This window comes from Clostridium sp. K04 (genome assembly GCF_019734375.1).
In the GTDB taxonomy this organism is placed as follows: Bacteria; Bacillota; Clostridia; order Clostridiales; family Clostridiaceae; genus Clostridium; species Clostridium saudiense.
Genome location: NZ_JAASHD010000006.1, coordinates 18,396 through 31,577, shown reverse-complemented (window position 1 = coordinate 31,577; position 13,182 = coordinate 18,396). Strand labels below are relative to the sequence as shown.

Sequence of the window (13,182 nt, the reverse complement as noted above, 5' to 3'; positions counted from 1 at the left end):
CATCTATTTTATAATATCTATATACATAATTATAAATTTTTAAGTTGAGCTAATTTGTATATTTATAATATAATAGTTATATATTTAATATATTTTATTTTAAGATGGGGGATTTTTTTATGTATGAAAGCTTTATTTCAGATTTAAATATATTTAGTAATGAATTTTCATCTTTTATCGATACTAGTGACAGGCCTGCTATACTTTATAAAATTCAACAAAAGCATATTGGTGAATTAGAAGATGATTTAAACATTGAGGATAAAAAAATAGATTTATATATTTGGAATGCTATATTTTCTAAGGAAATTATAAGACATGGTATTTCAAAGAAATACTTACATACTTTATACAATAAGTATTATGAAAAAATACCTACTTTAAATGATTTAAAATCCTTACAAGAACTTGAACTTGAAATGGCTGAAGCATATCTTGAATTTTTAATTAGTGATGTTGAAGTGAAGGACAACTTTATAGTAAACAAGCTTCTTCAACATTTGCATATGAATATTGAAAGTTTTATGTCTCTCGATAAAATATCTGAACATTTAGGAATAACTCCTGAATATGCTTCTACTTGTTTTAAAAAGCATATGGGAATTTCTTTAATGAAATATTCTAAAAAAATTAAAATAGATAGAGCTAAGGTTTTATTACTTACAACTAATAAAAGTATGCTTGATATTGCTATATCTCTTGGCTTTTATGATCAAAGCCATTTTTCTAGAACATTTAAATCTTTTGAAGGCGTTACTCCATCAGAATTCAGAAATACACACTATATTTAATGGTTGCATCATGGTAAGGCGAAAAAATAAATAGAGTATCTTAAGGAAAGTTATATTAATTTCTAGAGATAATCTATTTATTTTTTCTTTATTAACAACTATTATATTTTTCTTATCTTCACTTCTGCAAAAGCTGGATAAAATCCTGAAGCCAATGCAACCTTTTGTGATATTATATGTGATTCTACTGTACCATAAAAAGGAACCTTTCCTCTACGTAGTATTTCATTTTTTAATGCTTTAACTACAGTCTTAGCAACACCTTTCTCTTCAGCGCCTTCTAAAACATTAATTCCAATTTGCCACATTACATCACTATCTTTACTAGCTCCAGCCATTCCCAATATATTTCCACGCTCATCAATCTTAGCTACAGCAAGTACATCTGGAAAATTATTATCAAATGCAAATGCTTCATCAAATCTATTATCATCCTTAAACTGCTTTATTTCATCTTGATTATACCATTTTAAATCATTTACTATATCATCATCTATACCATATGGCAAATAATAATGATGGGTATTTTCTATTTCATAGCCAAATTCATTTAACTTTTTATCTATGATTCTTAAATTGGAATATAAAAATAGCCAATCACCATTTCCATTTGAAAACTTTTCGTTGCACCATTCTTTAATACATTCATCAGCAGATAAAATTGCCTTTCCATTAAAAACAAGTATTTTTAATATTTCTTTATCATCAGTATACCTTCTATCACCTTCATTTAACTTAATATTTGTTATTAAATTATTTCTATTATCAAAATCCTCAACTGAACAATTATAATCCTTGGCCAACTGCTCCTTAACCTTCTTCAATATTTCTTGCTTCACGGTTTTATTTCCTCCAATTTATTTATGATAATAAATCTGCTAATTCTTTATAGCTAGACACTTCATAAGTAGGGCTTAAACCACTATTATTTTTTTCCTTGTGTATATTAAACCAACAAGTATCAATACCATAATTAATACCACCTCTTATATCAGAGCTCAAGCTATCTCCAATCATAAGAATCTCATTTTTATTTACACCTTCAATATTACTTAAAGCATATTCAAAAATTTCAGGATTTGGCTTTGAAATTCCCACCTCCTCTGAAATTACTATATCTTTAAAGTATTTTGCGATAACCGAATTTTTAACTCTTCTTTCTTGTACAATGGTAAGACCATTAGTTACAATAGAAAGAATATACTTACTACTTAAATCTTCTATAAGTTCAATTGCTCCATCTAGTAAAAAGGATCCATTACCTAAATTAATCATGTAAGCTTTTGAAAATTCTTCCTCATCAAAACCCGCATTCAACTTATCATTTAATCTTTTAAACCTTTCTATTTTTAATTTTTCTTGAGTAATTATGCCTTCCTCAAGTTCTTTCCAAATAGCAGTATTTATTTCTTTATATATACTAAAATGATAACTTTCATCATAATCAAATCCAAATTCCATCATAGTATTTTTAAAAGCTTCTCTTTCTGTTTTTTTAAAATCAAATAAAGTTTCATCTGCATCAAATAATATTACTTTGTAGTTCATAATAATTTACTCCTAAATTCTATTTCTAATTTGCTCTTATAAAGTAATTATACATTATATTTTGTAAAACAAAAAAGGAAGCCAATTTAAGCTTCCTATAAAAATTTTCACTTCATTATATTTTATATTGCCTTTAAATAAATAACACTACCTTCAATATCTCCACATAGTGTATTAATATTTACTCCTAAATTCATTAATGCCCCACCTGAAAATACTTCCCTCGTTCTTATGTTCTTATAAATTGCATCCTCTTTTAAACCTTTTAACTTTATTCTCTTTAACATTTTAGTATCCTCTAACGATACTCCTTTAAAAGTAAGAACAACTTCTAATCTATCTTTTGATATTATTTCTATACATTCTACAGCCTTATCCTTAGAAAAACCTTTTATTTTATAAAATCTTTTTCCATCCTTACTATTACATATTTCACTTTTTGAAGATCTATCTTTAATATTATTACATACTATATTAAATCTATTGTTATTTTCTATAACAGCTATTCCCATAACTAATCTGCCCCCTTGTATAATTTTTAAACTATATATTAAATATGATAATTTTTAATGTTAACGTTACCAATAGAATATACTATTTTTACCTTAATATCAATAGTTTAAATAAAAATTGTTTAATTTTCTTAATAAATGTTCATTTTTTATATTAATTATATCTACTTTTAACAAAAAGGTTGTATCAATTTTGATACAACCCTTAATACTTTATTACTTTCTTGCCTTTTCTACCTTAAGCTTTTTACCTTTTATTGTTGAATTTTTAAGTGCTTCTATAACCTTGTTTCCTTTTCCATTTAAAATATCAACATAAGATACAGTATCTTGAACATCTATTATTCCTATATCTTCGGCAGTAATTCCTTCTATTCTTGAAATAGCACCTACAAAATCTCCTGGTCTTAATTTTTTCTTTTTACCACCATTGAAATATATTTTAGTAATATTCTTATTAATTACTTTATCTTTTTCTCTTTTCATTTTTGGCTTAGACTTTAATAACTTAATAGACTCATTTCTTTTTTCAGAATTTACTTCTGGAAGTTCACTACTTACTGGAATTTTAAAACCTATGTATTCTTGAATCATATCAAGTAATCCATCTTCATATTGATTAACAAAAGATATAGCTTTCCCACTAGCTCCAGCTCTTCCTGTTCTTCCTATTCTATGTACATAAGCTTCTTTTTCAACAGGCAAATCATAGTTTATAACATGAGTAATTCCTTCAACATCAATTCCTCTTGCAGCAACATCCGTAGCTACTAAAACTCTAAAATTCCCTCTTTTAAATTTATCCATAACATCAAGTCTATCTTTTTGAAGCATACCGCCATGAATTTTATTAACTGAATAACCCTTCTTATTTAAATTTTCAAAAACCTTATCAACATTCTCTTTAGTTTTACAGAAAATAACTGCAGTTTCAGGAGCTTCACTTATCAAAAGCTTACTTAAGTTATCCAATTTATAAAACTCTTCAAATCTATATAGTTCATGTTTAATATTATCAGTTATTAGCTTTTGTGATTTTATTTCAATATTAATAGGATTCTTCATATACATATTACATAATGATATTATTTCCTCGGGAATAGTTGCTGAAAACAGCATTGTTTGTCTATTTTTGTTTAAGGTATTAATAATATCTCTTACTTGATCTATAAATCCCATGTTTAACATTTCATCTGCTTCATCAATTACTAAATATTTAATCTCTGAAGTATCTAATGTTCCTCTATCAATATGATCAAATACTCTTCCTGGAGTTCCAACAACAAAGTGTGATTTTTGCTTTAATTCTCTAGCTTGTTCTGAAAAAGGTTGTTTTCCAAATACAGCAACAGCTTTTAATCTTTTAAATCTTCCTATATTTTTAATTTCTTCTTTTACTTGAATTGCAAGTTCTCTTGTTGGAGTTAATATTAAAGCTTGTGGTTTATTTTCTTCCCAAACTACCTTTTCACTTAAAGGTATTGCAAATGCAGCTGTCTTTCCGCTCCCTGTTTGAGATTTAACTATGATATCATTTCCCTTAAGCACTTCTGGAATTACTTTATCCTGTACATCTGATGGATTTTTATATCCTATACCATCTAATGCTTTCATTATTTCATTGCATAAATTATATTTACTAAATGTATTATTCAATCTGCTTCCCTCATCTTTATAAAAATTTATTATTTCATTTAATTAGTATACCCTATATTTATGTTAAGTAAATAACTTTAACTCTCGAAATACCTTTTTATAATAAAAGAATTTCTCTTAAACACTGTATATTTTGTACTACTTTTAAATATTATTTAAATTTTTTTTATATAACTAGTTTAAATAATAAAAAAGCAAATATTAAAGCTGATTATGTTAATCATACTTTAATATTTGCCTCTATTATCTTAAATTATGCATTTAAAAACTCTTCAATATTTAATTGCTTTTTAAATTCTTCTAAGCCAATTCTATCTATATAATTTCCTAATCTTTCTCTTCCTTGACCATGTTCAGCATAAATATCTATTACTTTTTCAACTACATCAAAGATTTTTTCATCTGGAATATTCATAGCTATTCTATCACCTAATCTAGGAATAACTCCACCTCTTCCTCCAAGGTAAAGAATCCATCCTTTAGGTCCTCCAATTAAACCAATATCTCTTGTATGGCTATCAGCACAACTATTTGGACATCCACTTACACCTATTTTTAACTTATTAGGAAGATTTCTTCCATGAAATGCACCATCTAATTTAGATCCTATTGCAACTGAATCTTGTAATCCTCTCTTACAGAAAGTAGTTCCTGGGCATATCTTTACGCTTCTAACGCATAACCCTATAGCAGCTCCAGGTTTCATTCCTAAATCAGCCCATGCCTTATCTATATCTTCTTCCTTTATTCCAACTATAGCAATTCTTTGAGCTCCAGTAACTTTTACAGCAGAAGCATTATATCTTTCTGCAACATCAGCTATATCTCTTAATTGCTTTGGAGTAATTAAGCCTCCTGTTAAATGTGGCGCTATTGCATATGTTTCCATATCCCTTTGTACTACAGCTCCTTTATCTAATAAATCTTTCATAGATAAATCTCCTTTCAATCTTATAAAAGTAAAATTTTTAATATAATAACTTTCATTTAAATATTATATATAATTTTAATTAAAAAGTAAAAAGCTATCTATACTAACAATAATGGAAACTCCCTATTCTACTCACTAAATTAGCCACAAGGTGTATTTATCCTAACTATATCTAATATTCATAATATCATTTACATGTATATTACTATTCAATATTATCTTAAATTCAGTTATTTTTTTATATAATTTATTGATTAATTTTAGTCATTTCATTTAATATATAAGCTAACTTTTTACTACTTATTTCAAATACATTTTCTTTAATTTCAATCTTTACTACTTCTACTTCTTCTGAAATTTCATTAATTGAATTTCTTAATTCAATTATATTTAATCCCTTTGATTCTTTTCTACCATATCCAATATCATATTTATGTATATCGGCATCATCTTTCTTTTCAAATAAATTAAGTACACCTTTTCTATCGCAAGCTAATTTACTTTTTCCATCTTTACCTAAATCATCACTTTCAATTGCATATACAAGCTTTCCATGGAACTTCATCATAGTAAATAGAATCATTAATTCATATTGATTTTTTTCTAAAAAGTTCTCTTCACCTTTGCTATTGAAATAAGCATTTAATAAATCATATGGAACCATAACCATAGTACATTTACCTTCATCTATAGAAAACTGATAAATACCATTAAATACTCCATACTTAATTGCTTCTATAATTTCTTCACCTTTTAATGTTCTTATATATTCAACTCCATCTTTTATTAAGCCAAAATGCTTTACAAAGTCTTGTGCAAATTCTCTTTCAGAAAAAAACCACATTCCTGGCATTTTTTTATGATTTAACGCACATAATGGCTTAGCTACATTATTTTTAATATCTTCTAACGAAGATTTTTTTGAAGCTATAGTATAAACTTCTTCTAACTTTAAGAATTCACTTAAAACTTCTTCATATTTCTTTTTAAATCTCATAACATCTTCTCTTGGAGTTTTTGAAAATTCTTGCATTAACTCTTGATATTTTTTAACTGTTCCTATATTCATATTTATTACCCTTCCCCACTTTAAATGTTTACATAATAATTATACATACTTTTGTTTGCTTTATCAAATATGTAAATATAATTTTAAAAATTATATTTATGTCTCCATTATAATTGGAATTATAGTTGGTCTTCTTTTTGTTTTTTCGTAAATATAATTTTCTACTGCTTTTTTCACATTACTTTTTAATACATACCATTCAATAACACCAATCTCTAAACACTTTTCTACTTCAATTACTGATATTTCTTTAACTTTATTGATTAACTCCTCTGATTCCTTAACATATACAAATCCTCTTGTAATAACATCTGGTCCTGATACTATACTTAATGTCTCTCTTTCAATTGCAACAACTATAGTTAACATTCCATCTTGTGCTAAGTGCCTTCTATCCCTTAATACTATATTCCCAACGTCTCCAACACCCAATCCATCAACAAATACAGCTCCAGTTCTTACTTTACCTTCTTTTTTACAACCATTTTTAGTTAGTTCTAGTACATTTCCAGTTTCTAAAATAAATATATTATTTTTATCCATACCTAAATTTTCTGCCAAATCACCATGATGTTTTAAATGTCTATATTCACCATGAACAGGCATAAAATATTTAGGATTAACTAAAGTATGTATTAGCTTCAACTCCTCTTGATATGCATGACCTGATACATGCACATCTGCTAAATCTTCGTATATAACATCTGCACCTTTTCTAAACAACTCATTTATAACCCTAGAAATAAGTTTATCATTTCCAGGGATTGGAGAAGCAGAAATTATAAAAGTATCTTCATGCTCTATAGCTATTTTCCTATGATTAGAAAATGCTATTCTTGCTAAAGATGCCATTGGTTCTCCTTGACTTCCAGTTGTAATTAATGTGATTTTACTATTATCGTAATCTTTTAAATCATCAATACTTAATACACTATTCTCAGGTATATGCAGATATCCTAGTTCCATTGCAACTTTTGATATATTCTCCATACTTCTTCCATTAAAAACAACCTTTCTTTTATTTTTAATAGAAGCATCAACAATTTGTTGCATTCTATGTATATTAGATGCAAAAGTTGCTACAATAACTCTTCCTCTAGCTTTACTAATAATTCTATCTAATGTGTGCCCTATACTTTTCTCTGATAAAGAATGTCCCTTTCTTTCAACATTAGTACTATCTGCCATAAGTAAAGTTACTCCTTCTTTACCTAAATTAGATATCCTTTGCAAATCCATTGTTTCTCCATCGATTGGTGTATAATCTATTTTAAAGTCCCCTGTATGTAATATTGTACCAACTGGAGTAAATATAGCTAAGCTACAAGAGTCAGCTATACTATGGGTGTTTCTTATAAATTCAACCTTAAACTTATCAAATTTAATTATATCTCCAGCTTCAACATTATGTAATTTAACTTCTGATAGTAAATTATGTTCTTCTAACTTTGTCTTTACTATACCTATAGTCAATTTAGTTCCATATATGGGTACATTCACTTCTTTTAGTACATATGGTAATGACCCTATATGGTCCTCATGTCCATGTGTTAAGAATATACCTTTTATCTTTTTAACATTATTCTTCAAATACGATATATCTGGTATTATTAAATCTACCCCGTACATCTCTTCATCTGGAAATGCTATTCCACAATCAACAACAATAATTTCATCATCACATTCAAAAACTGTAATATTTTTACCTATTTCCCCTAGTCCACCAAGGGGAATTATTTTTACTTTTTCTTCCCTCATTAAAACAGTTCCTTTCGCTACTTTATTAATTTCCTTATATTTATTATTCCTTGCCAATTTATTAGTTATTCTTCGTTTTATTAACAAATAATATTTTAGCAAAGAGTTAGTCAATATAACTCTCATCGCCATTTAGTACTTTTGCCATATTATTTAGTATTCATTAATGTATCTTCTACTACCAAATCTTAAATTACGCTTAAAAATTTCTATTAATCTAAAATTAAAAGTGAATAGTTATAAGCAATATATACTAACCATTCACTTTATCCTAAAATTTAAAAACCTTATCTCTTAATTGTTATATTTTTAATACTTGTCCTACATATATTAAGTTTGGATTTGATATTCCATTTATAGCTACTAAATGATTAACTGTTGTTCCAAATTTCAATGCTATTCCACTTAGAGTATCTCCTGATTGTACTGTATAGGTTGTAACTGTAGAATTTGATGTTGATTCAGATCCTGATACTGGAATCTTGAGTACTTGTCCTACATATATTAAATTTGGATTTGATATTCCATTTAAGGCTACTAAAGTATTCACTGTTGTTCCATACTCTTCTGCTATCCCACTTAATGTGTCTCCTGCTTGTACTGTATAGTTTATTGTAGATGATGTTGATACACTTGCTCCTGATCCTGTTGCTGGAATTTTTAGTACTTGCCCTACATATATTAAATTTGGATTTGATATTCCATTTAAAGCTACTAAAGTATTTACTGTTGTTCCATATTCCTCTGCTATTCCACTTAATGTATTTCCTGATTGTACTGTATAATAAATATAACTACTATTTGAATTAGAATTAGAATTATTATTAGTACTGCTACTATCCCCTACAATCCTACTACTTTCTTCTAATAACATTTCTTCAGTAAATACATCCATATCTACATTTCCACTAACACCGGCTACACTACCAGTATCTGAATATTGCCATCCAGCATGACTATTTCCCCATATAGGATTACCTTGTGGAGAATTCACACCATATTCTGCTATCCATAAAGGATAATTCTCTAATCCATATCCGGACACTATATTATTATTAGCAAAGCTCACATAAGTATATATAGCTACTTCTGTGTTTGTAAGCGCTTTTACCTTTTCTAAAAATTCAACAGCTAATTCTGATAATTCGCTAGCTCCATAGTTTCCTGCCTTCTCTAAGTCTAAAACAAGCTTACAGTTACTAGTTAGTCCCTTTATAGCATTTGTAAAATATTGTGCTTGAGCATCTACTGAAACTGCTGGATCAAAGAAATGATAAAATCCAACTAATAATCCATTGCTAATCGCACCATTATAAAATTCTTGTAAATAAGAATCTATAAAATAATTCCCTTGAGATGCTAATATATATACTATTTGTGTTCCGCTATTTTTTACTTGTGAAAAATCTATACTACCTTGCCAATTGCTTATATCTATTCCTGTGTAATTTGACATATTAAGCTCCTCCTTAGTTATATAATTTATCCTTAATTTTATAATATTCCGACATATAAAATTAGTGATTATAAATTATTAACTTTTAATTTTTTGGAGTTATACCAAGGCTTACTTTTCAAACAAAAAAGAGTTAACTATATTTTTTAAAATATAGTTAACTCCTTATATAATATTATTGAATATACTTATTAATTATTATAGAAAAGACTTTCTGACGCATATTCTGCATCACATGTTACATCAATTCCAAGTTTTCTAAATGTTTGCTCATCACTAGTTGGTAATATTGTTGTTGAATGAGCTTGACAATTTTTAAGCATAGCTAACTTTTCCATTGCTACTTGAGCTGTAGGATTAGTTGCAGCTGAAATACTTAAAGCAATTAATACTTCTTCACAATTTAATGATACTTTTTTATTTCCTAATGTTTTAGATTTTAAATCTAAAATTGGTTCTAAAATAACTGGTGAAATTAAGTGCATATCATCAGCAATATTAGCTAAATATTTTATTGAATTTAATAAGGCTGCTGCAGAAGCATCTAATAATTCTGACCCCTTACCTGTAAGAATAGTTCCATCTTCTAACTCAATAGCAACTGCTGTACAGATATCACTATTTAATTCTTTTAATTTAATAGCACGTTCTCTTGCTGGAAGAACAACATTTCTATCTTCTTCTTTTAGGTTAACTTGTTCCATTATAAGCTTTGCATGTTCAAATGTTTCCTTATCAACATAACCTTTTTTATATTCACAACCAGTCTTAAAATATCTTCTTATTATTTCTTGTCTTGAAGCCTCTTTAACAACTTCATCATCAACTATACCAAAACCAACTCTATTAACTCCCATATCAGTTGGTGATTTATAAACTGATTCTTTTCCTGTTATCTTTTCAATAATTCTCTTAAGTACAGGGAATGTTTCTAAATCTCTGTTATAGTTAACTGCAGTTTCTCCATAAGCTTCTAAATGGAAGTAATCTATCATGTTAACATCCTTTAAGTCAACTGTTGCAGCTTCATAAGCTATATTTAATGGATGCTTTAATGGAACATTCCATACTGGGAATGTTTCAAACTTAGAATATCCAGCAACATTTCCTCTTTTATTTTCATGATATAATTGGCTTAAACATGTAGCAAGCTTTCCACTTCCTGGCCCTGGTGCAGTAACAACCACTATTGGCTTACTAGTTTCTATATAAGGGTTCTTACCATATCCTTCTTCACTAACTATAGTATCAACATCTGTTGGATACCCTTTAGTAGCTCTATGCTTATAAACTTTTATTCCACGTCTTTCTAATTTGTTAATGAAAACAGTAGTTGAAGGTTGATCATTATATCTAGTTATTACAACTGAATTTACTTCTAGATCATAGCTTCTTAAATCGTCAATTAATCTTAAAACATCCATGTCATAAGTAATTCCGAAATCGCCTCTTATTTTATTTCTTTCTATATCTCCTGCATAAACACAAATAACTACTTCTACATTTTCTCTTAATTTATGTAATAATTTAATTTTTGCATTTTCATCAAATCCAGGTAAAACTCTTTTTGCATGTAAATCAAATAAAAGTTTTCCACCAAACTCTAAGTATAGCTTATCGTAGTTATTAACTCTTTCTAATATGTACTTAGATTGCTCTTCTAAATATTTTTCATGATCAAATCCTATTTTCATATGTCCACTCCTAATTTTATAGTTTTTTTTTAGTATGAATTGTTTCTATTATGAAACCACTCATACTAGCTGTAACTATTAATAATAAAATTTTGTTTTTATTATTATTTAGGCACAAAATCTATAATATTATTACACAAATTCTTGATAAAGTAAATCATAAAATACGAATTTTTTATTATAAATTTTTTTTATAATTCGCTAGTTGTGAAATACTCTAATCTGACATTGATTTATAGCTAATTACACAAAAAATGACAAGTCTTTAACTTGTCATTTTTATCTCCCACTTAGGTACAACTTTATTTACTTACGTTACCTGCAACATTTAAAACATCCCATGTTCTTGCAAATGGTGGTGAATAGCAAAGATCTAACATTCCTAATTGATCTGTTGTCATCTTTGCATAAATACAAGCAGCTAATACATTACATCTTTGAACTGCATCTTTATATCCTGCTACTTGACCACCTAAAATTACTTTAGTATGTGCATCATATATTAACTTAACATAAATTCTTTCTCTACCTGGATAGTAACTAGTTTGATTCATATCTGTTATAAATTTAGTTTTATAATTAAACCCTAAATCTAAAACTTCTTTTTCTGAAAGTCCAGTTCTTGCTGCTTCCATATTCATAACCTTTATACAGCTAGATGCTAGTGATCCTTGGAATGAGTTATTTTGACCTGCTAAATTTTCACCAACTATTCTTCCAAGCTTATTAGCTCCTGTTGCAAGAGGTACATATACTTCTTTATCAGTAATTAAACTGTTTATAGTTGCACAATCTCCTGCAGAATATACATCTTCTACTGATGTTCTTCCATATTTATCAACTACGATTGCACCATTTCTAATCATTTTTATTTCATCTGGATTTAAGAAGTCAGTATTTGGTCTTACACCTGTAGCAAGTATAACTATATCTGCTTCTATTTCTCTTTTATCAGTTTTAACCTTAGAAACTCTTCCATCACCAATAAGCTCAGTTACAGTTTCTGATAATAAAAGATTAACTCCACTCTCTCTTAACTCTTCTTCTAAAAGATCAGTTATATCTTTATCAAATACTTCTTGAAGAACTCTGTCTTGAAGTTGAATAACAGTAACTTCTTTACCTCTATGCTTTGCAGCTTCAACAGCTTCAAGTCCAATAAAACCAGCACCTATGATAGCAACTTTTTTATATTCTTCATTTGCCATTAATTCTCTTAATTTATTACCATCATCCATTGATTTTAATGTAACTACATTTTCTAAGTTAACATTTTTTATTGGTGGTATAATTGCTCTTGCACCACTTGCAATCATTAACTTATCATAGCTTTCTTCTATTATTTCATTACTATCAAGTTTCTTTATTGTTAACTTTTTATTAGCGAAATCTACATTTGTTACTTCATGCTTTGTATGTATTTCTACACCTGATTGTCTAAATGCTTCTGGAGTTCTTGCTATCATTTCATTTGAATCTTCAAAGAATCCTCCAACATAATATGGAAGCCCACATGCTCCAAAAGATACTATGTCTCCCTTTTCATAAACTACTACATCATCATTTGGTGAAAGTCTTTTAAATTTAGCTGCAGCACTCATTCCTGCTGCTATACCACCGATGATTACAACCTTCATCTAAAACACCATCCTCTTATTACAATTAAAATCTTAATTATTTATAGTTTACTCTTTATCTTATGTTAATATCAAAATAAACCACATATTAAGTAATATTTATTATCATTATAAATGAAATAAAAAAAAA

11 protein-coding genes are annotated in these 13,182 nt (G+C 27.7%); 1 reads left to right on the top strand and 10 read right to left on the bottom strand.

The features are described from left to right. Positions 1-119: 119 nt before the first annotated feature. Positions 120-791 (top strand): helix-turn-helix transcriptional regulator, encoded by a 672-nt coding sequence (locus HCG70_RS04050; RefSeq protein ID WP_221697501.1) that lies wholly within the window; start codon positions 120-122, stop codon positions 789-791. 101 nt (positions 792-892) lie between these two features. Here the strand turns inward: HCG70_RS04050 and HCG70_RS04045 are convergent, their stop codons facing one another. The 10 genes from HCG70_RS04045 to HCG70_RS04000 all read right to left on the bottom strand — a co-directional run bounded on the left by HCG70_RS04045 (position 893) and on the right by HCG70_RS04000 (position 13,052). Beyond that, positions 893-1,630 carry a GNAT family N-acetyltransferase gene (locus HCG70_RS04045; RefSeq protein ID WP_221697500.1) on the bottom strand — a complete coding sequence of 246 codons (738 nt, stop codon included), beginning with the start codon at positions 1,628-1,630 and terminating at the stop codon, positions 893-895. A 22-nt stretch (positions 1,631-1,652) separates the two neighbouring features. Continuing rightward, positions 1,653-2,339, bottom strand: a complete 687-nt coding sequence (locus tag HCG70_RS04040) for a YjjG family noncanonical pyrimidine nucleotidase (protein WP_055274781.1) — start codon at positions 2,337-2,339, stop codon at positions 1,653-1,655. A 122-nt stretch (positions 2,340-2,461) separates the two neighbouring features. Further along, entirely contained in the window at positions 2,462-2,851 is a 390-nt protein-coding gene (locus tag HCG70_RS04035) for a GH36 C-terminal domain-containing protein (RefSeq protein WP_042394616.1), read from the bottom strand. A gap of 216 nt (positions 2,852-3,067) precedes the next feature. Then, positions 3,068-4,507 (bottom strand): DEAD/DEAH box helicase, encoded by a 1,440-nt coding sequence (locus HCG70_RS04030; protein WP_042394619.1) that lies wholly within the window; start codon positions 4,505-4,507, stop codon positions 3,068-3,070. A 253-nt stretch (positions 4,508-4,760) separates the two neighbouring features. Continuing rightward, positions 4,761-5,438, bottom strand: coding sequence for an NAD(P)/FAD-dependent oxidoreductase (locus HCG70_RS04025; protein ID WP_042394622.1), 678 nt, complete (start codon positions 5,436-5,438; stop codon positions 4,761-4,763). A 247-nt stretch (positions 5,439-5,685) separates the two neighbouring features. Further along, positions 5,686-6,507, bottom strand: a complete 822-nt coding sequence (locus HCG70_RS04020) for a hypothetical protein (RefSeq protein WP_042394624.1) — start codon at positions 6,505-6,507, stop codon at positions 5,686-5,688. A gap of 96 nt (positions 6,508-6,603) precedes the next feature. After that, the gene (locus HCG70_RS04015) at positions 6,604-8,265 is read right to left on the bottom strand and encodes a ribonuclease J (RefSeq protein WP_042394749.1); all 1,662 of its coding nucleotides are present in this window, start codon (positions 8,263-8,265) and stop codon (positions 6,604-6,606) included. Between the two features lie 301 nt (positions 8,266-8,566). Beyond that, positions 8,567-9,721, bottom strand: a complete 1,155-nt coding sequence (locus HCG70_RS04010; RefSeq protein ID WP_055291416.1) for a LysM peptidoglycan-binding domain-containing protein — start codon at positions 9,719-9,721, stop codon at positions 8,567-8,569. A gap of 191 nt (positions 9,722-9,912) precedes the next feature. Next, a complete protein-coding gene (locus HCG70_RS04005) occupies positions 9,913-11,415 on the bottom strand; it encodes a DUF1846 domain-containing protein (protein WP_042394629.1) in 1,503 nt (500 codons plus the stop codon). 302 nt (positions 11,416-11,717) lie between these two features. After that, a complete protein-coding gene (locus HCG70_RS04000; RefSeq protein ID WP_042394632.1) occupies positions 11,718-13,052 on the bottom strand; it encodes a CoA-disulfide reductase in 1,335 nt (444 codons plus the stop codon). Positions 13,053-13,182 lie beyond the last annotated feature (130 nt).

Excerpts from the sequence above, each read along its gene's own strand:
- HCG70_RS04000 (WP_042394632.1), bottom strand. The coding sequence starts at position 13,052 with ATGAAGGTTGTAATCATCGGTGGTATAGCAGCAGGAATGAGTGCTGCA.
- HCG70_RS04035 (WP_042394616.1), bottom strand. The coding sequence starts at position 2,851 with ATGGGAATAGCTGTTATAGAAAATAACAATAGATTTAATATAGTATGT.
- HCG70_RS04025 (WP_042394622.1), bottom strand. The coding sequence starts at position 5,438 with ATGAAAGATTTATTAGATAAAGGAGCTGTAGTACAAAGGGATATGGAA.
- HCG70_RS04010 (WP_055291416.1), bottom strand. The coding sequence starts at position 9,721 with ATGTCAAATTACACAGGAATAGATATAAGCAATTGGCAAGGTAGTATA.
- HCG70_RS04015 (WP_042394749.1), bottom strand. The coding sequence starts at position 8,265 with ATGAGGGAAGAAAAAGTAAAAATAATTCCCCTTGGTGGACTAGGGGAA.
- HCG70_RS04020 (WP_042394624.1), bottom strand. The coding sequence starts at position 6,507 with ATGAATATAGGAACAGTTAAAAAATATCAAGAGTTAATGCAAGAATTT.
- HCG70_RS04040 (WP_055274781.1), bottom strand. The coding sequence starts at position 2,339 with ATGAACTACAAAGTAATATTATTTGATGCAGATGAAACTTTATTTGAT.
- HCG70_RS04050 (WP_221697501.1), top strand. The coding sequence starts at position 120 with ATGTATGAAAGCTTTATTTCAGATTTAAATATATTTAGTAATGAATTT.
- HCG70_RS04005 (WP_042394629.1), bottom strand. The coding sequence starts at position 11,415 with ATGAAAATAGGATTTGATCATGAAAAATATTTAGAAGAGCAATCTAAG.